This is a genomic window from Arthrobacter cryoconiti, assembly GCF_020905375.1.
Lineage (GTDB): Bacteria > Actinomycetota > Actinomycetes > Actinomycetales > Micrococcaceae > Specibacter > Specibacter cryoconiti.
The window spans coordinates 30,165-53,970 of sequence record NZ_JAJJBU010000018.1 but is presented as its reverse complement, the minus strand read 5'-3'; the positions used below and the strand labels follow the sequence as shown (position 1 = coordinate 53,970).

At 58.7% G+C, this 23,806-nt stretch carries 16 protein-coding genes; 10 read left to right on the top strand and 6 right to left on the bottom strand.

What is annotated here, in order from left to right; translation table 11 throughout:
* Positions 1-29 precede the first annotated feature (29 nt).
* Genes LOH53_RS09860 through LOH53_RS09850 form a run of 3 tightly spaced genes read left to right on the top strand, consistent with a single transcriptional unit; the run spans position 30 to position 4,189 of the window.
* Positions 30-1,787, top strand: coding sequence for a gamma-glutamyltransferase family protein (locus tag LOH53_RS09860; protein WP_230067573.1), 1,758 nt, complete (start codon positions 30-32; stop codon positions 1,785-1,787).
* Positions 1,771-3,450, top strand: a complete 1,680-nt coding sequence (locus LOH53_RS09855) for a dipeptide ABC transporter ATP-binding protein (protein ID WP_230067572.1) — start codon at positions 1,771-1,773, stop codon at positions 3,448-3,450. Before LOH53_RS09860 ends, LOH53_RS09855 begins: the two co-directional genes overlap by 17 nt.
* Complete coding sequence (locus LOH53_RS09850; protein WP_230067571.1) at positions 3,416-4,189, top strand: GntR family transcriptional regulator; 774 nt, start codon at positions 3,416-3,418, stop codon at positions 4,187-4,189. The genes LOH53_RS09855 and LOH53_RS09850 overlap by 35 nt, the downstream gene beginning before the upstream one ends.
* Here LOH53_RS09850 and LOH53_RS09845 read toward each other — a convergent pair.
* Complete coding sequence (locus LOH53_RS09845) at positions 4,179-5,594, bottom strand: reverse transcriptase family protein (RefSeq protein ID WP_230067570.1); 1,416 nt, start codon at positions 5,592-5,594, stop codon at positions 4,179-4,181. The two genes, LOH53_RS09850 and LOH53_RS09845, sit on opposite strands and share 11 nt — an antisense overlap.
* Before the next feature lie 308 nt (positions 5,595-5,902).
* Here LOH53_RS09845 and LOH53_RS09840 point away from each other — a divergent pair, with 308 nt between their 5' ends.
* Complete coding sequence (locus tag LOH53_RS09840; RefSeq protein WP_230067569.1) at positions 5,903-7,684, top strand: long-chain-fatty-acid--CoA ligase; 1,782 nt, start codon at positions 5,903-5,905, stop codon at positions 7,682-7,684.
* Positions 7,685-7,745: 61 nt separating this feature from the next.
* On the opposite strand, the gene LOH53_RS09835 is transcribed toward LOH53_RS09840, so the two are convergent.
* Both LOH53_RS09835 and LOH53_RS09830 read right to left on the bottom strand, forming a co-directional pair.
* A complete protein-coding gene (locus tag LOH53_RS09835) occupies positions 7,746-9,152 on the bottom strand; it encodes a mycothione reductase (RefSeq protein ID WP_230067568.1) in 1,407 nt (468 codons plus the stop codon).
* A gap of 67 nt (positions 9,153-9,219) precedes the next feature.
* A complete protein-coding gene (locus tag LOH53_RS09830) occupies positions 9,220-9,636 on the bottom strand; it encodes a VOC family protein (protein ID WP_230067567.1) in 417 nt (138 codons plus the stop codon).
* A 157-nt stretch (positions 9,637-9,793) separates the two neighbouring features.
* Between LOH53_RS09830 and LOH53_RS09825 the strand changes: the two genes are divergently transcribed.
* The 5 genes from LOH53_RS09825 (at position 9,794) to LOH53_RS09805 (ending at position 17,829) form a co-directional block, all read left to right on the top strand.
* A complete protein-coding gene (locus LOH53_RS09825; protein ID WP_230067566.1) occupies positions 9,794-10,792 on the top strand; it encodes a GIY-YIG nuclease family protein in 999 nt (332 codons plus the stop codon).
* 140 nt (positions 10,793-10,932) lie between these two features.
* Positions 10,933-12,894, top strand: a complete 1,962-nt coding sequence (locus tag LOH53_RS09820; RefSeq protein ID WP_230067565.1) for a type I restriction-modification system subunit M — start codon at positions 10,933-10,935, stop codon at positions 12,892-12,894.
* Positions 12,891-14,273, top strand: a complete 1,383-nt coding sequence (locus tag LOH53_RS09815; protein WP_230067564.1) for a restriction endonuclease subunit S — start codon at positions 12,891-12,893, stop codon at positions 14,271-14,273. Before LOH53_RS09820 ends, LOH53_RS09815 begins: the two co-directional genes overlap by 4 nt.
* The gene (locus LOH53_RS09810) at positions 14,263-17,346 is read left to right on the top strand and encodes a type I restriction endonuclease subunit R (protein WP_230067563.1); all 3,084 of its coding nucleotides are present in this window, start codon (positions 14,263-14,265) and stop codon (positions 17,344-17,346) included. Before LOH53_RS09815 ends, LOH53_RS09810 begins: the two co-directional genes overlap by 11 nt.
* Before the next feature lie 15 nt (positions 17,347-17,361).
* Complete coding sequence (locus LOH53_RS09805; RefSeq protein ID WP_230067562.1) at positions 17,362-17,829, top strand: hypothetical protein; 468 nt, start codon at positions 17,362-17,364, stop codon at positions 17,827-17,829.
* Between the two features lie 470 nt (positions 17,830-18,299).
* On the opposite strand, the gene LOH53_RS09800 is transcribed toward LOH53_RS09805, so the two are convergent.
* Genes LOH53_RS09800 through LOH53_RS09790 form a run of 3 tightly spaced genes read right to left on the bottom strand, consistent with a single transcriptional unit; the run spans position 18,300 to position 22,398 of the window.
* Positions 18,300-19,706, bottom strand: a complete 1,407-nt coding sequence (locus tag LOH53_RS09800; RefSeq protein WP_230067561.1) for an alanine racemase — start codon at positions 19,704-19,706, stop codon at positions 18,300-18,302.
* Positions 19,706-21,409, bottom strand: a complete 1,704-nt coding sequence (locus LOH53_RS09795) for an FAD/NAD(P)-binding protein (RefSeq protein ID WP_230067560.1) — start codon at positions 21,407-21,409, stop codon at positions 19,706-19,708. The genes LOH53_RS09800 and LOH53_RS09795 overlap by 1 nt, the downstream gene beginning before the upstream one ends.
* The gene (locus tag LOH53_RS09790) at positions 21,406-22,398 is read right to left on the bottom strand and encodes a pyridoxal-phosphate dependent enzyme (protein WP_230067559.1); all 993 of its coding nucleotides are present in this window, start codon (positions 22,396-22,398) and stop codon (positions 21,406-21,408) included. Before LOH53_RS09790 ends, LOH53_RS09795 begins: the two co-directional genes overlap by 4 nt.
* A 135-nt stretch (positions 22,399-22,533) precedes the next feature.
* On the opposite strand from LOH53_RS09790, the gene LOH53_RS09785 reads away from it, so the two are divergent.
* Entirely contained in the window at positions 22,534-23,790 is a 1,257-nt protein-coding gene (locus LOH53_RS09785) for a phospholipase D-like domain-containing protein (RefSeq protein ID WP_230067558.1), read from the top strand.
* Positions 23,791-23,806: the final 16 nt, after the last annotated feature.

Here is a 23,806-nt window from a genome sequence, read left to right as displayed (position 1 = left end):
CCCGCCCCAACCTGCAGGGAACCTTCGGCATGACCGCCACCACCCACTGGCTGGCTACAGCATCGGCTCAAGCAGTATTGGAGAGAGGGGGCAACGCCTTCGACGCCGCTTGCGCCGCCGGATTCGTGCTGCACGTGGTGGAGCCGCATCTCAACGGCCCAGGCGGGGACATGACAGCCGTCTTTGTGACGAGCGCGGAACCCGGAGTGCCTGTGGTGCTGATGGGGCAGGGACCGGCCCCGATGGCCGCAACGCGGGAGCGCTACCTCGCCGAAGGACTGGAGCTAGTACCTGGCGCAGGCGCGCTTGCCGCAGCCGTGCCAGGCGGATTCGACGCCTGGCTTTTGCTCCTGCGTGATCATGGAACCTGGGAACTCAGCGCCGTGCTGGAATTCGCCATCGGGTATGCGCGCAACGGCTATCCGGTGCTGGGAAGGGTGAGCACCACCATTGAATCGGTGGCTGAACTGTTCGCTGAGCACTGGCCCACATCCGCGCAGACGTGGATGCCGGGCGGGCGCATCCCGCAGGAGGGAGAGCTGATTCGCAACGAAGCATACGCCTCCGTCATGGATCGATTGATCGCCGCCGGCGAGAGCGCAGGCAGCAATCGTGAGAGTCGGATCGACGGCGCCCGGCAAGAGTGGGCGGAGGGATTTGTGGCTAAGGCTGCTGTCGAGTTCCTTGCTAAGGCGCATCGGCATTCTTCGGGTACGGACCACGCTGGCGTCATGGACCGGGAGGACTTCGCCAACTTCAGAGCCGTGTACGACGACGCCGCCACCCTGGAGTTCCGCGGACACACCATCGCCAAAACGGGTCCTTGGGGCCAGGGACCCGTACTTTTGCAAACGCTGGCGATCCTTGCCGGGTTCGACGACGAGCATTTAGACCCGTCAACCGCTCTGGGCGCGCACACCATTATGGAGGCCGAGAAATTGGCTTACGCCGACAGGGATGCCTATTACGGGGACGCGAACGTTGACATGTCATTTTTGCTCAGTGAGGAGTACGCCGCACAACGCCGTGCCTTGATTGGCGAACGGGCCAGCACTGAGTTCCGACCCGGAAATGTACCCGGCGTCAAACCTTTCTTCCCGCCGCTACGCACCGAGTACATGCCACCGGCGTTGGTGGGCATTAGCGAAGGAACCTTTGCGGGGGTCGGGGAACCTACCGTCCGGCCCTCGGGGGAAACCCAGGGGGACACCTGCCATATTGACGTGGTTGACCAGTGGGGCAACATGATCTCCGCTACCCCGTCAGGAGGGTGGCTGCAGTCGTCACCCACCATCCCTGAGCTTGGTTTCTGCCTGGGTACGCGGTTGCAAATGACGTGGTTGGAGGAAGGCGCCGCTTCCTCGCTGGAACCGGGACAACGGCCGCGAACCACACTCACTCCAACGTTGATCCTCAAGGATGGTCAGGCAGTCACTGCCTTGGGGTCCCCTGGCGGGGACCAGCAAGATCAATGGCAGCTGCTGTACTTGCTACGCACCTTGGTAGGCGGTTACACGCCCCAGCAGGCGGTAGATGCTCCCGCCTTGCACACCACCTCGATCGCAGGATCGTTCTGGCCGCGAACTTGGACTCCCGGAGGGGCCGTTGTGGAAGACCGGCTAGGCACGGTCGTCATTGACGAGTTGGAACGCCGCGGACATGTCGTCACCCGTGCTGGCGACTGGGCCCTTGGCCGGCTCTCGTCAGTGGGCCGCGAGCCCGCAACAGGAATGCTCACCGCTTCAGCCAATCCGAGAGGGGCACAGGGATATGCAGCAGGACGCTAGTGTTTTTGCGCAGCACACATCGCAGGAGTCAGCAGTGGACTCCGGGCAGCCGATCTTGGAAGTCAAGGACTTGGAGGTCAGCTTCGGAGAAGGGCCCGTTCTGCACGGTGTGAACTTCACCATCAGGCGCGGAGAACGAGTGGCAATCGTGGGCCAGTCCGGCTCGGGAAAATCAACCACTGTAGGAGCAATTCTTGGACTCCTGCCCGGCAACGGCAGGATCACTGGTGGCTCGATCACACTTGACGGTGCGGATCTGGGCGGCGCAAGTGAAAAGCAGTTGCGTCACATCCGTGGACGCCAAATTGGGTTGGTACCCCAGGATCCGATGTCCAACCTGAACCCCGTCATGAAAGTGGGGGCGCAGATCGCGGATGCTCTGGCAGCCAATGGACACCAGGGTCGGGACAATATTCGTCAGCGTGCCGTGAACTTGATGACTGAAGCTGGCATTCCCGATGCGGGAAGGCGCTACGGTCAGTTCCCGCATGAGTTTTCCGGCGGAATGCGTCAACGAGTGCTCATTGCCATCTCTTTGGCCGGAGAACCGGAGCTTCTGATTGCTGATGAGCCGACGTCGGCCTTGGATGTGACGGTCCAGCGCCAGATCCTTGATCACTTGCAGACGCTGGTGGATGCCCGTGGCACGTCGCTCTTGTTTATCACCCATGATTTGGGGCTGGCGGCGGACCGTACGGACCGGATCATTGTCATGGCTAACGGTCATATTGTGGAGGTCGGTACGCCGGAACAGATTTTGTTGAATCCGCAGGAGGAATACACGCAGCAATTGGTGGCCGCGGCTCCGTCTCTGCTAGCCACTGTCACTGGCGAAGAACTGGCCGGGGCAAGCCTGCCGGTTGAGTCCAAGGCGGCGTCCACAACTATTTTGGAGGTGCGTGGCTTAGTCAAGGAATTCACTTTGCGCAGTCAGCATGGGAAAAAGTTCTTGGCCGTAGATAATGTCTCTTTCTCCGTGGAGAGAGGAACTACCACAGCCGTGGTTGGTGAGTCAGGGTCAGGCAAAACCACTATTGCAAGAATGATTTTGGGTCTGGAACAAGCCACTAGCGGCGAGGCCCTGATCGATGGAAAGAGCATTACTGCCAGCGACGGAGCGGTGCGACGGGCGCTGCGGCGAAAGGTGCAGCCAGTCTTCCAAGATCCCTACGGCTCCTTGAATCCTACGTTCAGCATCGAACGGCTCATTGATGAACCGCTCCGGGTCTTTAAGGTAGGCAATGCCGCTTCACGCCGGGCGCGTGTGGCGCAACTTCTGGATCAGGTGGCGCTTCCACGCACCATGGCTCAGCGCCGACCCAATGAACTCTCCGGCGGTCAGCGTCAGCGTGTAGCCATTGCCCGGGCGTTGGCTTTGGAACCTGAAATGTTGATCTGTGATGAGGCCGTTTCAGCGTTGGATGTGCTGGTGCAGGATCAGATTTTGGATCTTTTGGCGGAGTTGCAGAACCGATTGGGATTGACGTACCTCTTCATTACTCATGATCTGGCGGTGGTGCGTCAGATTGCGCACCAAGTGGTGGTGATGAAGGCTGGCAAAGTGGTGGAAGACGGTAGTGTTGAGAAGGTCTTTATGGCCCCCGAGGCCGACTACACGAAGGAACTACTTGGAGCCATCCCTGGAGCCTCATTTGCTCGATAATACGGAACCAACACCTAAGCTGCGCATTCAGGATGAGATCCGTCATGACATCATCTTCGGTGTGCTTCCCTCGGGCAGCCGCGTGACGGAGGCGGCCCTGGCGAAAAAGTATGGCATCTCCAGGGTGCCTGTGCGCGAGGCACTCCGGGGCTTGGAGATGGAAGGCTTTGTGGAATCAAAGCCCTATGCCGGGTCCACGGTGGCAGCAATTCCGGTCGACGAAGCAGATGATCTTTTTGCTGTGCGGGAGGCCCTGGAGGCGGCTATTGCCGCCAGGGCCGCCCGGCGTGCTGCAGCCCAGTTTTCCGCTGGACACCCGGACGATGGTTGGTGGAGCATTCGCAAGGAGATAGCGCAGATCCTCGCCGAGGGAGACGAGGCTGTGGCGGCAGACCGGCAAGAACAATTACCGGAACTGAACATTCGCTTCCATCTGGCCATTGCAGAACTTAGCTCCAGTACATCCTTGGCGGCACTGTTCTCACAGATTGCCCGGAAAATTGAGTGGCTTTACGCCTCAGATGTGAAGTCACGCGGCAAGCATTCGTGGAGTGAGCACTGGGATATTATGGCGGCCATCGACGCCGGAAATGCTACAGATGCCGGTGAGTTGATGAGTAGGCATGTGAACGAGTCACGGGTGGGTTATGCTCGGCGGTTTAGTCTCGAGAGTTCCGAAGTTGTGGTGGCCGACGGGGAGATTGCACAGGGTCTAGGTGCGCAGCCGCCTACCAAATGATCGCCGCAAAGATGCGTTCTAGCTTGGCCGCACGGGCCGGGTTGAGGTGGCGCACCCACGCGATCCGCCCCTGGAGGTGCCCGCGGAAGTCTGAATGCTCTGAGCCCTGTGGCCCGCAACGGTTTTGCCCGGCCGGGCCGTGAACGGCGCAGTTGTGCAAAATTGCCTTGAGCCGATCAAACTCGGCACGGGAAACATTGGTGTGCGCATTGACCACCACGCCCGTAACACGCTGCTGAACACCACTTCCACGCACCCGAGTTTTGGCATCGTTGACGGTGTGCCCCTCCTGCTCCACGATCTTATGCACCAAGCTGACGAACGCTAAAGACCTATGGGAAAAGCCGGGTCCGCCGCTAAAGGCCAAGTCATCGGCGTAACGGGTGTAGTCGGCGTCGAAGCTTGCAGCCAGCCCGGCAAGACGAGAATCCAAACGTCGCAGGGACAGATTGGCCAGCGCCGGAGAAGTCGGGGCGCCCTGCGGCAGATGTGGGGTGGCCAGGGCTTGGCGGAAAGCGAAACGGCCGGATGCGCCGCCGCCTTGGGGCATCTCGGCAATCACGCCCAGGGGGACGGTATGCGTGCATAGCCCAGCCAGGCGGTGCGCCACGGTCTCCGGGAATCCGGCTTGGCGCAGTATGCCAAAGACCTTCCCGGCAGTGACCCGGGCAAAGAACGTAGTGAGGTCCACATTGACGACGACGTTCCGGCCGGTGTGGTGTGCGGCGTTAGTGGCGGGGCTGCGTCCAGGAGTGAACCCGTGGGCGGCGTCGTGTAGGGGGAGCGGGGAGAGTAGTTCGCGCAGCACGCTGCGCTGGATTTCGCGCAGGCGGGGAGCCGGAATCTCCAAGAGGCGAGGCGTCCGCCCGGGGCGCAGCCGCCATTGGTGGCGGTAGTGGACCAGACGTTTGTTGCGTGCCGTACGGTTCCATTGCAGGGGATCGGCAAACCAATCCAGTTCACCAACGGTCAGATCCAGGACACCCGCCAGTTCCGCAAGCGTTTGCGGGATGAGACTGCGCTCTTCCAGTGGTGACTTCAGCTCAGCAACGTTGGTGGGTGGGAGAACATAGTGCGCAATCGTCAAGGTGGCGTGCAACCGGGTGGCACGGTCTACTGCAAGGTAGAAGGGCTTAGCGCCGGCTATGAAGACCGCTAGTTGGCGTGGTTCCCGTAGAGGAGGGCGCGGGTAGGCTCGCAGCACACTGGACGCGAGTTGTGTGTGCCACTTTGCGGACCGTGTGCCGCCTCGCTTTCCGACGACGTATGTGGTTGCGGCGGCCAGCTCCGCTTCGCTCCAGGTCGGCGCGGCTAGAAAAGCATAGGCAAGAGCTGTGGACACGTTACGAGGCGAAGGGTTCGGTGTGCGCGCGAGGACCGCAGCGCCGGGCGTGGGAGTGGTCATGGGCAAGTCAAGCTGCGGTGGGCGGGGTTGGGCGGAAGAGCGCAACGGCTTCTGGATGACTTCACTCTCTGTTCGGGTGCGCTGCTGCGCGGAGCGCAGTGAGGCACCCGAGGCGGATGTCTCAGGGTGACGTGCAAGCCCCGGGGTAACCCCGGAGAGGGACGCGCACTAGGTGCCGTACCCACCTCATCCAGAAGCCGTCGCATGCCTCAAGGGTAGCAAAGGGCTCTGACGCGGTGAGAGGCTTCCTCGGCGCTCGCCGGTGAAGCCATTCGACAGCTACGCAGAGTTGGCGGCAGGATGGAATCATGCCACTTCCAGATTCCGTGAATCCCGATCCTGCAAACCGCGTTCCCAACGCTGAAGCAAAGGCTGAAGCAAGCGCTGAAGTATTTACAGAGGAAAGCGCCGCGACCAGTCATCCGTGGGTGAAGAACTATCAGCCAGGGGTCCCGGAACAGATCGAACTGCCCACGAAGTCGCTGGTGGATATGTTGGAGACGTCCGTGGAGGAGGCCGGTGCCAGCCCGGCGCTGGAGTTCTTCGGGCGCCGCACCAGCTACCGCCAGCTCGGTGAGCAGGTTAATCGGGCCGCAGAGGGATTGCGGAAACTTGGTGTGCGTGCGGGGGATCGGGTGGCACTGGTTCTGCCCAATTGTCCCCAGCACGTGGTGGCTTTTTATGCTGTTCTGCGTCTGGGTGCTGTGGTGGTGGAACACAACCCGCTTTATACCTCGCGGGAATTGCGGCACCAGTTCGAGGATCACCAGGCGCGGGTCGTGATCGCGTGGGATAAGGCGGTCGCCGCCATTGAGGAATTCCCCGCTGACATCAAAATCGAGAAAATCGTGTCCGTGAATCTGCTGACAGCGTTCCCTGCGCTTAAGCGTTTGGCCCTGTACTTGCCGGTGCAAAAACTGCGGCAAAGCCGTGTTGCGCTCAGCGCACCGGCACCGGGGACCATGCCGTGGAAGGAATTGTTGTCTAGCGGGAGCATTGATCCGGCCCACCCTCGCCCGGACGTGGCTGACCTAGCCGTGATTGGCTACACCTCTGGCACCACGGGTCTGCCTAAAGGTGCCATGCTCACGCACTTCAACCTGTTTTCAAATGCGCTGCAGGGCGAAGCTTGGATGCACGGAGCCCAGAAGCGCAAAGAGATCCTCTATGCGATCCTGCCCATGTTCCACGCGTTTGGGATGACACTGTATTTGACGTTTGGTATTCGCAAACAGGGTCTGTTGGTGCTGTTCCCGAAGTTTGAGACGGACCTGGTGCTGGACGCCATGAAGAAATCGCCCGCCACCGTGTACTGTGCCGTACCGCCCATTTATGAGCGCACTGCCTTGGCTGCCAAGGAGAAGGGTGTGTCATTGCGTTCGTGCAAATACTGTATCTCCGGGGCCATGAACTTGCCGGATCATGTGGTGGAGCTGTGGGAATCCGTCGCGGGAGGCTTGCTCGTGGAAGGTTACGGGATGACGGAATCTTCGCCGGTGGCATTGGGCAATCCGTTCTACCCCACCCGCAAGAACGGGACCATAGGAGTACCGTTTCCATCCACGCTAATGAAAGTGGTCGACGCAAATCATCCCGGCGAGGAAGTGGCGCAAGGGCAACCTGGTGAGTTGCTGTTGAAAGGCCCGCAAGTGTTCCAGGGTTATTGGAACAATCCGGAAGAAACTGCAAGGACGCTGACGGCGGATGGCTGGCTCCGGACAGGAGACGTTGTCACGGTGGATCAAGAAGGATTTACCACCATTGTGGACCGTGCCAAGGAACTTGTGATCACTGGTGGGTTCAATGTGGCCCCATCGGAGGTGGAGAGTGTTCTGCGCCAGCACCGCGACGTGGTGGATGCCGCCGTCTTCGGCAAGGCATTGGAGCGCGGCGGGGAAATGGTGGTGGCCGCCGTCGAGCTTGAACCAGGTGTCAGCCTGAACGAAGAAGCCCTGCGTGAGCATTGCCGTGGGCAGCTGGCCGGGTACAAAGTCCCGAGAAGGATCGTGCAGGTGCCGGATATGCCGCGCTCAATGCTCGGGAAAATCCTCCGCAAGCAGGTCAAGGAGCGGGTGCTCCCGGAACTCTAAATGGTTCCGTTGCGTGGCCGCACCCGCCCCTGAACTGCTCAGAGTCTCTGGCCGTGAGTAGTTACTGCTGCGCGGATGGCTCCGGCAAGCCCAGCAGCGCGTTCTCCACCAATTCCGTCAGGGCAGGATGAATCCAGTACTGATTGTGGGCAACGTCGTGTGCGCTCTGCCCAAAGGACATGGCCTGGATCAGCGGCTGGATCACCGTGGCAGCCTCCGGCCCAATCACATGAGCGCCCAGCAGTAGCCCGGTGGCGGGATCTGCCAGCACCTTCAGGAAGTGGCCCTGATCTTCCCTGGCCCAGCCCGCGGCGATGTCGGAATAGTTCTGGGTTTTGGCAACATAGGGAATGTTGGCCTTGATCGCATGTGCTTCCGTAATACCAACGGAGGCGATCTGCGGATCGGTGAAGACGGCCGCGGGTACAAAGCGGTGGTCGGAGCTGATCAGGGACTCGGGATGGGCCAGGTTGTGCTTGACCACGCGGGCTTCATGGTTAGCCACGTGCTTGAGCTGGTGATGGGTGCTGATGTCTCCCAGAGCGTAGATGCCATCCACAGTGGTGCGCTGGAATTTATCCGCCACTACCCTGCCGTGGTGATCCAGCTCCACACCCGCCTTTTCCACTGACAGCCGGGCACCATTGGAGAGGCGTCCGGTGGCGACCAGCAGCAACTCTGCGGCCACGGTGTGGGTCCCGTTGGGGCCTTCAACAACAAGTTCGACGCCGTCACTGGTCTCTGTGACGCCGCTGACCTTAGTGTCCAATAGGACGTCGTAGCGTGCGGATGCTTCCTTTGTAAACTGAGCGGAGACGTCGTCGTCCTGGGACTTGAGAAGCCGGGAGCCACGGGCGATCTGAGTGACTTTGACACCGAATGAAGAAAAAACGTGCGCGAATTCGGCGGCGATGTAGCCACCGCCAAGGATGGCGATGCTGGCCGGAAGGGATTCGATCCGCATGATGGTGTCCGAGGTATGGAACGGGGCGTTGGCATCGGCCAGACCCGGAATCTCGGGAACTACCGCATGGGATCCCGCGGCCAGGACGAATCGGTCACCGGTAATCTCGGCAGTGTCACCGTTGTGGAGGTCCACGTGCAGTGCCTTGGTCCCGGTGAATTGCCCGTGCCCGGAGAAGACCGTGATGTTGGGGCATTCGTCGCCATCGCGGTAGGCACGCCCACCGGCTTCAATGGCGTCGATGCGGGTGAAGATCCTGTCTCGGATGCCTTTCCAGTCCACGGAGTTGAGCTGGGCGTCGATGCCCAGAGCCTTGCCGTGACGGGCCGCGTCTGCGAGTTCGGCGGGGTGGACAAACATTTTGGTGGGGATGCAACCTACGTTGAGGCAGGTGCCGCCAAAGTAGCCGTCCTCGACGATGGCAATGGACCAATCATCGAATTCGGGGCCTGGGATGGAGTTGCCGGAGCCGGTGCCAATGATGACGAGGTCAAAGTGGGCCATGAGGTAGAGATCCTTTGCTTGGTGATATCGAAATTATCGCACTGCAACCTCCACACCAGCTACCAGTTTATTGTTTACGGGTCCACCAAAACTCAAGCTGAATGTTGTCTGGGTCGCGGAAGACCAGGGCGGATCCGTTGGCAGTATCTTCGGTGGGGGAATGCACCACGTTGAGGGCGCTCAGGTGGCGCTCCCAAGTCTCCAAATCGGCCCTCTCGGTGACGCTGAAACCAATGTGGTCCAAGCCCACATTCCGGTCATCGAAGCGGCCATTGGGGACTACGGAGTGCTCATTGAGCCCGATGACAAGACCTGAGGTGGCATGCAAGAGAACGATCATAATGCGGTCCTCGAAGTCAACGCGCCGCACCCGCTTCAAGCCCAGGACCTCGCAATACCACCGTGCGCTGGCCTCGGCATTGGAAACTGAAAAATCAATATGTGACGGCATCCCGAATGTGGGCATGGTTTCCTCTCTGGTCATTTTGAGCATAGCCCCGGGAAGGTGGCTGTCTTGGCTGGCCGCCTTCGGTACTGTGACTCGCTGGTCGGGCGGACTGACGGTGGCGCATTGTTATGAGTGGGGATTTTGACGGGAAAGTCCTTTAGCCAGCCGCGCCTATTGATGTCACTATGGGGGCATGGACAGCCCAGACGCAGCTATGTTGGAACCTCTCATTTTCACACGGTATTCCATGGAAGATTCGGCCCCTGTTTCCGCACTCTTTGCCATGGCGGAATCGGGAGACCTCTGTGGGATTTACGTCCTTGAGTTTGAAGATGGTGTCCGCTATGTGGGCCAAACCGTGAATATCATCCGTCGCTACGCGGACCACAGGCGCACCCACGGTGATATCTTGGCGTTCGGGTTTGCCCCATGCGAGCGAGAATTGCTTGACGCATATGAGCGCGCAGCCATCGTCCACGAGCAACGCGGCTACAGCCTGCGCAACAAGATGCTGACCGACCAGCCGGGCGGCCGTGGGGATCTGGAAATTGAGATGGCAGTCGGCGCCAGACTCACGCTGCCATGGGAGAGATCCAGGCGGTTAACTGTTTCGGAAGAGCCCAGGCAGTCCAAAGATGGCCGTTTCTGGCAACTCTCGGAGCGTCGCGACTATCGGCAGATACGAGATGAGCTGGCGCGGTACATGCACGAGACCATCCCAAGCCCCAGCCGGACAGGGGGTTTGTTGTGGTCGCTTACAGCGTTTCCATCAACACGGAAGTATAGGGATCACCGCAGGCTCTTCACGCTGAATGTCGGTTCCGTGGAAGCCTTGTACGTGACTGAGCAGGATCTCAAAAATGGAAGCACAGAGCTTGAATGGACAGTCAATCTTTGGCCTGAGGAACTCTCACCCAAGTTGGAAGCACTGAAAGACCGCTGGCTTCGGCGGGTAACTTCCCAAGTGTCCACTAACTATCGAAGCGCAGGTCCGGTGCTGACTCTGGACTGCGTAGGCACTGATACCTTTTCCAGGGTGCTGGAGCAGCCATTCATTTTGGATGCCGCTTATAGGCTCAACGTGACCATGATGCGCCGGTCCACCACGGTTTTCGCCAAGCACCATAATCATGCTTTCGCGGCTGACATTTTGCGTAAAATCCACTTTCTGGACAAGCGCGCCCCTATGTAGACGCCGTGCCCACCCTGCTTACGCTGTAGCGATTTGCCCGGATGCCTCCGCATCGTCATATGCTCTAAGTGGTGCCGCGTGCACCGATCGCCAGCATCGGCAACACAACAAGCAAGACCCGGACAGAGCAGGCAAGAGACTTGAGTAATTACGCATCATTCATTTGGGGAATCGCGGATCTTCTGCGAGGCAATTTCAAGGCTCACCAGTACGGCGACTTCATCCTGCCGTTCACGGTGCTCAGCCGCCTGGATTCAGTTCTTGCAGACACCAAACCCCAGGTGCTTGAGGCAGTCAAGGAAGCAAACGAGAAGGGCATGCCAGTTCGCCCCGTCCTCCTCCGCACAAAGGCCGGACACCAGCACTCGTTCTACAACACCAGCGTTTATGATCTGAAGAAGCTGGTGGGGGACCCGGAGAACATCCGGGAGAACCTGCTCGCCTACATCAACGGATTCTCCCTGAACGTCCACGACATCTTCTCCAAGTACAAGATCGAGGACCGGATTGAGGAACTTGAGGAGAACAACCTGCTCCTCCTCGTTGTCCAGCGCTTCGCCGAAGTGGACCTCCACCCCAAGCGTGTCTCCAACGCCAAAATGGGCCACATCTTCGAGGAACTCATCCGCAAGTTCGCCGAAGCCTCCAACGAAACCGCCGGTGAACACTTCACCCCGCGTGAGGTCATCGAGCTCATGGTGGATCTCCTCTTCGACGCCGATGGCAAAGACCTGACCGACAAGGACATCGTTCGTTCCGTCTACGACCCCACCGCAGGCACCGGCGGTATGCTTTCGGTCGCCGAAGACCACCTCACCCAGATGAACCCGAAAGCGAAACTCACCCTCGCAGGCCAGGAACTGAACGCCCAGTCCTACGCCATCTGCAAGGCGGACATGGTCATCAAGGGCCAATCCGTGGACGCCATCGTAAACGCCGACACCCTCCTGAACGACGGCCACGCCGGCACCACCTTCAACTACTGCCTCTCCAACCCGCCCTTCGGCGTCGACTGGAAAAAACAAGAAAAAGCCGTCCGCGAGGAACATCTCGAAAAGGGCTTCGGCGGCCGCTTCGGTCCCGGCCTCCCGCGCGTGTCCGACGGCTCCATGCTCTTCCTGATGCATCTGATCTCCAAGATGCGCGAGCCCGGCCAGGGCACCACCGGTGGCCGGGCGGCCATCGTCCTGAACGGCTCGCCCCTGTTCACCGGCGGCGCCGGCTCGGGGGAGTCAAACATCCGCAAGTGGATCCTGCAGCGCGACTACCTCGAAGCCATCATCGCCCTGCCCACGGACATGTTCTACAACACCGGCATCAGCACCTACGTCTGGGTCCTCTCCAAATCCAAGCATCCTGACCGTGTGGGCAAGATCCAGCTCGTCGACGGCTCCCAGCTCTTCCGGAAAATGCGCAAGGGCCTCGGCTCCAAGCGCAACGAACTCGGGCCCGACGACATCAACACCATCGTCAAGCTCTACGGAGACTTCGAACAGAGCGACAAGTCCAAAATCTTCAACACCACCGACTTCTTCTACCGCACCATCACCGTCGAACGCCCATTGCGCCTCAACTTCGCTGTCACAGCTGAGCGCATCGAGACGGCTCTGTCCTCCAAGGCCTTTTCCAAGTACGACGCCGAGTCCCGGCTCGCGCTCGAAACCTCCCTCGCGGCACTGACCACAGGCGAAGTCTGGACCAACCGCGACGCCTTCGCGAAAGCCCTGCGCGGCGCCTTGGCCAACGGCGAAACGCCTGTCACCGGCACCCAGATGAAGGCGCTCATCTCCGGCCTGTCCGAGCGCGACGACACCGCCGACATCTGCACCGGCACCAAAGGCAAGTTTGAGGCTGATACTGATCTCCGCGACACCGAAAACGTGCCCTGGGACGAGGGCGTCCACGCCTACCTGGAACGCGAGGTCAAGCCCTTCGTGCCCGACGCCTGGATCGACGAAGACAAGTCCAAGGAAGGGTGCGAAATCCCCTTCACACGCCATTTCTACAAGTACGTTCCTCCGCGCGCTCTTGAAGACATCGACGCCGACCTCGACGCGGTCCTCGGCCGCATCCGCACCCGCCTCGAGCAGGTAAAGGCATGAGCCTCAAGCCGTATCCGCACTATCGGGCGAGCGGAGTTGAGTGGCTCGGCGACGTGCCGAAGCACTGGACAGTTCAGCCAGCAACGGCGATCAGTCGTGTTGTGACCAGCACCGTTGACAAGAAATCTTACGACGACGAGGTACCGGTTCGTCTGTGCAATTACACTGACGTGTACTACAACGACGTTCTTGTTGACGATCCGCACTATATGAAGGCAACGGCGACTCCTTCGCAGATCATGGCGTTCACTCCAAAATCTGGGGATGTTGCAATCACCAAGGATTCCGAAACTTCGGACGATATTGGTATTCCGGCATATGTGCGAAACGACATGCCAGGGGTTGTTTTCGGGTATCATTTGGCAATTTACAGGCCAAATGATACCCGGTACAGTCGTTTCATCCGATATTTGTTCGAATCGAAGTACGTTAAGACCACCTTCGAGAATAAGACTCCGGGTGTTACGCGTGTTGGGTTGAGCCAAAACACGATGAAGTACCTAAGGGTGCCGACTCCATCAGTTCATGAGGCCGAACAAATTGGTGACTATTTGGACCGTGAGACGGCCGAGATTGACGCGTTCATCGCCGACCAGGAAAAACTCATCTCCCTGCTGAACGAACGCCGCGCGGCAACCATCACGCAAGCCGTCACCAAGGGCCTCGACCCTAAGGTGTCGCTGGAGTGCAGCGGTGTTGAATGGTTGGATGCGATTCCTGCCGGATGGACCATTCAACGGCTTGAACACGTAACATCCAGGGTCATTGATTGCCTGCACACGACGCCAGACGAAGATGTCGCTGGTGAATTCGTCAGCGTAAAGACGAGCTGCGTGCGAGACGGGCGGTTTAGTCCTGATCGCGGGCTGGACATTAGTCGTGACACTTACCAGGTGCGCACGGCCAAAGGCCGTCCGTCGAAGGGGGACATCTTCTTCACCCGTGAAGCCCCGGCAGGAGAGGCTGCTCTCGTTCCGGCGGACAGCATCTATGCGCTTGGTCAAAGGATGGTTCTACTAAAATGTGATCAAATCAAACTTGACCCACAATTATTGCTTTGGAACCTCTACATGCCGCATATGCGTAGCTACATTGATGTAGAAACCAGTGGCTCGATAGTCCAGAACTTGCCAATCCCCAAGATCCAGATGATGCCCGTAGTCGTTCCGGCGAAAGATCAACAGGCTCAAATAGTCGACTTTTTGAATCGGGAAACGAACGAATTCGATTTAGCCATTGCAGATGCCAAGGAATCGATTGCGTTGTCGAAAGAACGGCGTGCGGCGCTGATTTCGGCTGCAGTTACCGGCAAGATCGATGTGCGCGATGCCGTGGCGTCGAAGCAACAGTCGTTGGAGGGGGAGTTCGTTGTCCATTAGTCACGAGCAGCATTTCGAAGCAGAGTTGTGCGAGTACCTGGAGTCTCATGGGTGGCTGTATTCAAAGAACGATGGCGACTACGACCGTGAACGTGGGCTATTCCCGGAGGACGTGTTCGCCTGGCTGAGGGAGACAGCTCCCGATGAGTTGGCGAAGGTGATCAAGCCGGATCTGAACCCGACGATGCAGGCAAAGGCAGAGGTTCGGATCCTGGATCGGCTGGCATCCGTCATGTCGTCGGAGCCCATCAATGGTGGCGGCACACTGAACGCTATCAAGAAGGGCTTCGCTGTCACGCCGGCGTCGTTCAAGATGTTCCAACCGGAGCCAGCTGACGGACTGAACCCAATAACCGTGCAACGTTACGGAATGAACCGTGTGCGGGTCATGCGCCAGGTCCACTACTCCGCTGCCTCACCTAAGAAATCACTGGATCTGGTGTTGTTCCTGAACGGTATTGCGGTGGCAACGGTTGAGCTCAAAACTGATATGACACAGTCCGCCGAGGACGCGATCAAGCAGTACAAGCAGGACCGGAATCCCAAGGGAGAGCCCCTACTGACTATGGGCCGGGGTGCCCTGGTCCACTTTGTGGTGACCAACCGTGAAGTCCATATGACAACTAAGCTGGAGGGTTCGTCCACACGGTTCCTGCCTTTCAACGCCGGTGAGCACAACGGCGCGGGGAACGCTCATGTGGAAGGTTCCTCCCCGACGTCGTACTTTTGGGAAAAGGTGCTGCAGAAGGATGCCTGGCTGACGATCATCGGCAAGTTCATCCACTACCGCTTTGAAGAAGACACAGACCCGATCACCGGGAAGAAGCAGTTCAAGAAGTCCGTGCGGTTCCCGCGCTACCACCAGTGGCGGGCGGTCAATGCCCTGACCGCGACCGCGCGGGTTGAGGGGCCAGGACACAACTACCTGATCCAGCACTCGGCGGGGTCGGGGAAGACGGACTCAATTGCATGGACCGCATACCGGCTGGCGTCACTGTTCACCCCGGAGGGCGTCAAGGTTTTTGACGGGGTCATTGTGATCAGTGACCGGAACGTGCTGGACGGACAGTTGCAGAAGGCCATTGAGCAGCTGGAGACGGTCAAGGGCGTGTTCGCGCCGATCACCCGTGGCTCCGAGGGCGCCAAATCCCAGCAGCTGGCGGAGGCACTGATCAAGGGGCGCCAGATCATTGGCGTCACCTTGCAGACGTTCCCCCATGCGCTGGAGGAGATCCGGAAGAACAAGGGACTGGCCGGGCGCAAGTACGCGATCATTGCCGATGAGGCCCATTCCTCGCAGTCGGGCAATGCGGCGAAGTCACTCAAGCAGGTGCTCACGACTGCCGGCCTGGAAGCCGAGGAAGACATCACGGCCGAGGATGTGCTGGTGGCCGAGATGTCGGCCAGGGCGGGGGAGACGCGGCGGTTGTCTTTCTTCGCGTTCACGGCCACGCCGAAGGCGAAGACCGTGGAGATGTTCGGGCGGCCGGATGAGAATGGTGCTCCGCAAGTTTTCGACCTGTATTCAATGAAGCAGGCCATCCAGGAAGGTTTTATCCTGGATGTGCTGCAGAATTACACCACGTACGCGATGGCCGTGAGGATCGCCGATCTCGATGAGGCGGGGCAGTCAATTGAGGTGGAGCTCGACAAGGGCTCAAAGGCCTTGATGCAGTGGGTGAAGCTCCATCCGCACAATATTGCGCAAAAAGTCGCTGTCATAGTGGAGCACTTCCGCTCCAACGTGGCGCACCACCTGGCGGGACGCGCCAAGGCGATGGTGGTGACAGGTTCACGCAGGGAGGCAGTCCGGTACAAGAAGTACATGGATGAATACATCCACGCGCATGGATACGAGTCCGAGCTGGCGACGCTGGTGGCGTTTTCCGGCAAGATTGTGGACTCAGAACTAGGCGTTGACGAATTCACCGAGCACACGATGAACGCCGGTTTGAAGGGCCGGTCGCTTACCAAGGCGTTCGGGACCGACGAATTCCAGATCATGATTGTCGCGAACAAATTTCAGACCGGTTTTGACCAGCCACTGTTGGTTGCCATGTACGTGGACAAGAAACTTTCCGGCATCACGGCAGTGCAGACGCTTTCGCGGTTGAACCGAGTCATTCCGGGGAAGGATCAGACGTTTGTCCTGGATTTCGTCAACGATCCAGAAACAATTTTGGCGGCGTTCCAGGACTACTACGAGGACGCCGAGATCCAGGACGCATCCAATCCGGACGTCATCCACGACATGGTCTCCAAGATGGACGCCATGAACATCTACAACGACCAAGACGTGGAATTGGTGGCCCAGAAGTGGGTGGCACAGCGGAACCACAACGGACTGTATTCACACCTGAACCCAGCAGTAGATGTGTTCCGGGAACGGATGCGGCAGGCTCGTGCGGACCACGATAATCTGGCGATCGGCCAGCTGGAGGAATTCCAAAAGACCGCGTCGGCCTTCAACAAGGCCTACGACTTCTTTTCGCAGATAATCAACTACCAAGACACGCGGATTGAAAAGCTGGCGATCTACATCAAGCTGCTCGTCAAGGCGCTCAGCGACAAAGCAAAGGGCAATCAGCTTGACCTGTCCGATGTGGTGCTGACGCACTACGCCTTGAAAAAGATTGAGGATGCTGACCTGAAACTGGTTGATGGCCAGGGGCAAGGCTTGAAGGGGATCACGGGTTCGGGATCCGGTGTGGCGCGGGAGAAGAGGTCAGGTACTTGGGCAGCGCTGATTGAGAAGATCAACAAGCTTTTCGAGGGGATCGGGATCTCCGATGAGGACCAGATCAACGCCATCTCATCGATCATGGTCCATGCGGAGGGTAATGAGCAGTTGCAGCGTGAAGCCCAGGCCAACGGGCCGATCGACTTCGCTTCCTCGCCGTCCCTGCCGGACGTCGTTGAAGAAGCCGTCTATGTCGCAGGCGAGGGGCACCAGAAGGCCATCAATGCCCTGCTGGAGATGGCAGACTCGGGAAAACTGGTGGAAGTGCTGCTACTCGGTGGATTGCAGCAGCGGTTGCGGGAAAAAGCAATTGATACTGCGGAACTGGACTGATCGATAGGAATGATTGTGCACGAAATTTGGGAAGCGGTGTCCGCCATCGCATCGGTACTGACAGCACTGGCCGTCATTTTCGCGATTATGCAGCTTGTTACCGCAAGGAAACAACGGCACCGGGAATTCGAGCTTGTCTATGTTCAACGCTATTGGTCTATCGTTGACAGGTTGTCGTTTGACATCGGAGTTGAGATACCCGTTGCGGGCCTGAACGAAACCGATGCCAAACTCTGTCTGCAATACCTGAGATTGTGTGAGGATGAACTAGATCTACGCAAAAGGCGTTTTGTAACAGACGAAACATGGGAAATATGGAAACAAGGCATCAGATTTCAAGTAGCACGTAAGCCTTTCGCGGAGCTAATGAAATCCGACGTTGTGAAGACTTTGGATCTACTGCCTCCATTCCATATTGACCCGGCCAAGTCGGATCCCCTGGCGCTTTCGAATTTCCTAAAACGATGGTACGGACTTTTGTAGACAATGAATCAGTATTGACTAGGACGGCATCGTACTATTCTCCGCCGCTTTGAAAGTCCACAAACTACTGGCGTACGAATCAGTATTTTGGGAGCGCTGTTTCGCCGGGGCCCATAGAGGACGCTACCGCTGCGAAATAGGTGCATTTTGTGAACCAGGGCTTGTTCATGGGCATTATCATCCCTTGTACCAGTATCCGCATGATAAATACGGATGACAGACTGTGCCATCACATGGCAGCTGTACGGGCTATACGAGATTTACAAAGAGATCCAACTCGCGGATAAACGCTGGACGTTGTTACGACGCTGAATATCGTTGAAAAGAGGCAGCCAATATCTTGGCGACTTCAGGGTGACAACGGCGAAAAGAACGTCTAGCCACGCTGAGAAACGTCCCGGAGCGTTAGGTTGTTTTGGATGCATCGATGCAGAATCTTGGTCCTTGCCATTCCACCCGCGAACCCCCGCCTACAGTTTCACCCCATCAATACCGTCCGCCACCCATGCGTTCCCATCCCAGAGAACATTGGCGGCAAGGGGCAGCTGATGGGAGGCACTTTCCACAATGTGCATCAAATATCCTGCTGTATTGGGGAACGCAATCAGATCGCCAGCGGCCACCCCTGCCGGGAATTCAAAACGTCTACGCAACAATAGCTCCTCCTCAATGCAGTAGGCACCCACCAGAAATGCGCTCTCAAAACGACGTTTCCGCCGGGGAGGTGCGGCGTGGACAAGCACCGGATCAAGCAAGAAATCAGCCGACGTAGACCGGCACTGTGTCCGGTTCATATGCAGACCCACCAACGGAACGCCGTCGCTACGGTCCTTGGTGAACGCAACTTCGGTGAGAGTAAGCCCGCAACCATCCATGAGTGAGCGCCCTGGCTCACAGCGCAGCTGAATCTTGGCAGCACGCAGCTCTTCGGCAATGGAATCCGTTCCAGATTCAGGCACATACCCCAGCACTTCATCTAGCCAACCGCCCCGGATGAGTCTCTGGTGATAGGGGTAGACGCCCGTCCCGGGAAGCGATCCTGCGGCACCTAGCCTGTCCGATTTCCACGTCAGGGACTCGTCGCCGTCGGGCAACTGCGCCAACCGGGACCAAAAATCGTCCCACTGCTGCGCACTGTCCAGATAGGACATCGGTATTCCACCGCCCATATCCACGAAGCTTGGCTCGTGGCCCATGCCTCGTAGCTGGCCGATCACGGCCAGGGCCTGGTGGATTCCCACGGACCGCGCATTCGCTGCATAGCCGTTGAGATGGAAGTGAATGCCTGCGACCTTGACGCGGCTAGCAACTGCGCCGTCGGAGAGTATGCGCAGCCATTCGGGAGCAAGAAGGCCAAAACGGGTCGGCGGGATCAGCGGGTGCTCAATGGCCAGCCGCAACGCGATCTTGAGCGTCTCAGCCTTGCAGCCGGCCAGTTCCATGGCATCACGCAACTCGTCCTCATTGTCCAAACTGATGGTCACCCCGGAGTCAATGGCCACCTCAAGTAAGGCCTTGGATTTCACGGCCGCACTGACAATGATCCGCCCCGCTGGCACCCCTGCATCCAGGCACTGACGCAACTCGTTCAGGCTTGCGACGTCCACGCCGCATCCTTCCCGAACGGCCCGATCAAGAGCACCCATGGTCTTATTCGCCTTACGGGCATAATAAATTTCAAAGTCGATCCCGTGTGCAGCCGCCGCGGTACGTAATTCGCTCACGTTGCGTCCCAAAGCGTCAAAGTTGTGAATGTTGACGGGGGAGCCGTGGCTCTCAACCAGCTCCGCGCAGAGCGCCGGGTCGCCCAGCAGCTCCTCCATCCAAGGCTCCAACCGGGCAGTCAACCGAGCCGTGCCGTGCATTTTTTCGTCCATCACAGTGTCCTAGGGGTCGTTTTGATCAGGGCTAGGCCAGCAACTCGCTGAGCCCATAAACGGTATTCCCCATGCAGGGAACGGTTAAGAGTGTCGTGGCCCAAAGTAGGGCCTTCCGTAGGACGGCCCAGCGCCGCCAACGATTCACTGCGGGTGCCATCCTGTGCCACACACGTCCCATCGGCTTCGGTTAATAGGCCGCGGTCGCCCGGGCGGATCGAGACTACGCCAGCGTTTAGAAGCTGCGCAAAAATCTCACTATTAGGATCTCCTCCGGGCGCCGCGGAGCGAAGCGCCCCGGGTGCAGGAGTCACAGCATCAATGAGAACGGCCGACGTCGGCGGTCTCTCCTGGGACCTCGCAACGTGAAGGATTCCAGCATCAAAAAGCGCCAACAACTTGCGAGCCGTCAGCTCAGGAGGGCCGAAAGTGAACTTTTCCAGGCTGTGAGCCACTCTGGCGAAACGGCCTGCTTCACGGGTACTTTGTGGCAATCTGTCCATAACAGACACCAGCTCGGCATAGAGCCCAGACCACACCCTGGCCCAAAGCCAGCCGGTGGTCAACGGCGCCTTGAGATCATTCACGGCCAAGCTGTTCCGCAGAGCCATCGCCGCAGGGTGCGGCTGGGATAGAGGCGGCGTCCCAGTGCCAAGCTCAACCGATATCCCGGTCAAAGCAGTGCGCCACAACGACAGCGCGCTGACTTCCAAACCCATGACGCGGGCACAATCCTGGGCACCGTGCAGCAGGATCGCCCACAGTCCAGCCTGAGTCAGCTGCGGGGTGGACGTCGACTCCCGCACCTGCCTGCCCCACTGGCGCAGCCGCTCTTTGTGCACTGTCAGACACGTGGCAATATCAGTAGGCACGCTCTCGCTCTTGGGATCCATCAGTGATGCACTGCGGGAGAAGAACGTGATTCGTCGCGGCTCTTTCCCGCTGGCACCGTAGCGCCATTGGGACTCCTTGCCGGCGTCGTCCGGGTCCCGCAACCAGGTCCCGCCCCTGCCCTCCGTCAACAGCAACGCAGCATCGTAAGCCGTCAAGGAAGCTCCACGAATCCACACCTCTGACCCTGCAGGGATCTGTGCGCAAGTGAATGCGGCGTAGTCCCCGATCAGCGGATTCGTATTCAAAGCCCCTGGCACCGGATCCGCGATGATTGCCTGCGCCAAGCCGTGACCGGTGGCCACGAGCACCTCGTCATAGGATTGCGTCCCGAAGGAGCCGCTGACGTGCCATCGCGGACCGGTACGTTCGACGCCGGTCACGACGAAGGGTGCATGGGTCACGGCGAAGTTCCCGTGCTGGGACAAAAGCTGGAACTGCTCTCTCAGATACCGGCCCACCACGGCCCGTGGCGGATACTTTTCCTGTGCCAGCTCCGGGACCACCCGATTCACCCACCGGCCGAAGTCCTCGCCACTTAGCGACGAGGAAGCATCGACAATGCCGGCGTTAACGTTCAAACGCAGGATCTCAGGCTGGTCAACCCGCCAAACGCTCCCTGCTCCCGGGGGCAACGGATCGTAAACATCAACGACGAGCTGCGCTTTTGCGGTGGCAGGAAATCCAGTGGAGGGACGTCCCTCCGCAGAAAGTTTCGCAGCAGCAAATCCGGTGCCGGAAAGAGCGTCATGGAGGGCCAGCAACGCATAGAGGCTCTTTGGTCCGCCGCCAATGACGGCTATGCGGATCACTTCGCCGAAAGCTCCTGTGCACCAGTCTCAGCTTCTAGCTCAGGCTCGGCGTTCAAGGTGTCGCGAACCCACTCATCGTTGTAAACGGTCTGTAAGTAGGGAACACCGGTGTCGTGGACCATGAACGCCACACGTGAGCCGGCATCCAGTGTGGGTAGGAGTGTGCCCATGGCGGCAACAATGGCTCCCGTTGACGCGCCAGCCAATATGCCCTCGCGATGTGCCAGCCGCCGGCAGCCGCGGACCATATCGATTTCCTCCACCGCAAAGACCAGATCCGGCTCGGCAGAGGCCGCCAGTTCTGGCAGAACTCCGGCGCCCAGCCCCGGGAGCCGGCGGGTGCCAGCCGTCCCACCGAAGAGGACGGAACCGACTGAATCAACGGCCACGATTTTGGTGTCCAGGCTGTGGGCTCGAACGTACTGCTGGCAGCCAAGAAGCGTGCCAGTGGTGCTGGTGGCAATGAAGAGATAGTCCAGTTTTCCGCCAGATCCTGCCATGATCTCCGGCATGGTTGTTTCAAAGTGTGCACGCGGGTTGGCCAGCGAACCATATTGATTGGTGGTCACGGAACCGGGATTCGCTGCCAGGAGATCAGTGACCCGACGGCGTCGAGCAGCGAGTTTGTTGCCGTCCGGCGGAGTCTGAACGTGATTCACCGTAGCCCCGTACGCTTCCATGAGTTCCAGGGCTAGCGGATTAGCGTTTTCGTCGACCACAGCCGTGAAGCGGAGCCCCCGCACTACGCACTGCCGCGCTAAGGCGATCCCGAGATTCCCGGAGGTGGATTCAATGATCATCCCGCCTGGTACCAGCTTGCCAGAATCGAGGAGATCCTCGATGAGTCCATTGGCAGTGCGCTCCTTGGTGCTGCCAGCGAGCTGGAGCAGGTCAAGCTTGGCGTAAATTTCGACGTCGTAGGCGTTAAAGAGGCGGCCAACCTTCACAGTGGGAGTTACAAATGGTTTGAGCGTCCCTAAACTATCCACAATGTCCCCTCAGATACTTTCTCAATGTGCACCAAGTCTAGAACCAACATTTGATCTCGCAGTACCTTGAATGTGGGCGAGTCTAGGTGCACGTTTCGCACCTTTGATTCGGCCAGTAACCGCTAGACTTTCTGCATGGAAGAATTGCACCCCGAGCCCGTTGCTGAGGTCGCCGGAAAGACCCTTGTGCGTTTGATGTTGGCTTTTGCCGCGGTTCAAGGGGCGGTGATCGCCGGACTTGTGGTCCTGGACATGGTCAAGAAAAAGGGTCGGAGCAAGCGCAAAGGCTTCCCGCATCCTGGCATCTTTGACAAGAAGGTCTCTGACACGGAGCTGACGACCTACACTTTCGGGGCCGATCTCTACACAGACATGCTTGAGGCGATTCGCGAAGCAAAAGATACCATTCTGATTGAAACGTTTATCTGGAAAAACGACGAAACCGGACAGCGGTTCAAGAGCGCGATCAATGAAGCAGCGGCGCGTGGAGTGGATGTTTATGTCATCTACGACGGCTTCGCCAACTTGGTGGTGCCGCGATCCTTTTTTCAATTCCATCCGGATGTTCACGTTTACCGTTTCCCCGTGGTCCGCACCGCGATGCTTGTTAACACCGTCCGTAGTACTGGACTGGACCATCGCAAGCTTCTGGTGGTGGACGATCAGATCGGGTTTGTGGGCGGCTACAACATCGGTTCCCTGTACGCCACTGAATGGCGGGACACTCATCTGCGGTTAGTGGGACCCTCAGTTTGGGATCTCCGTCAAGCATTTGCGAACGTGTGGAACAAGAACGCTTCCAAATCCACCCCGAAGATTCCCCAGACCAGTCCGGAGGTGTGGGAACCGAGGATCCGTGCGGTAAACAATATCCCGGCGAATCTTGTTTATCCCATCCGCGGGGTCTATCTTGACGCTATTGCCAGGGCGCAGGACCACATTTACGTGACCATGGCATATTTCATCCCGGACCAGCAGATTCTTAAGGCCCTGCTGGCAGCTAGCCGGCGTGGTGTGGATGTTCGAATCATCCTCCCTGAGGATTCAAACCACGTTCTCTCTGACTGGCTGTCCCGCGGGTTCTACCGTTCCTTGCTGGAGGATGGCGTGACCATTCTTCTGTACCGCAATGCCATGATCCATGCCAAGACAGCCACCATCGATGGCAGTTGGTCAACGGTAGGCAGTGCCAATATTGACCGGCTGAGCCTGACGGGCAATTACGAGATAAATCTGGAAATCCATGACGAGGATTTTGCCTCGGATATGCAGAAAATATTCGAATTTGACAGCAAGAACTCGAAAGAACTGACCATAAAGGAATGGCAGCACCGGTCCCCGCTGGCCCGGTTCAGCGAAGTGGTTCTGGTTCCGCTGCGCCCGCTCCTCTAAAAACTTCAGCTCCTCA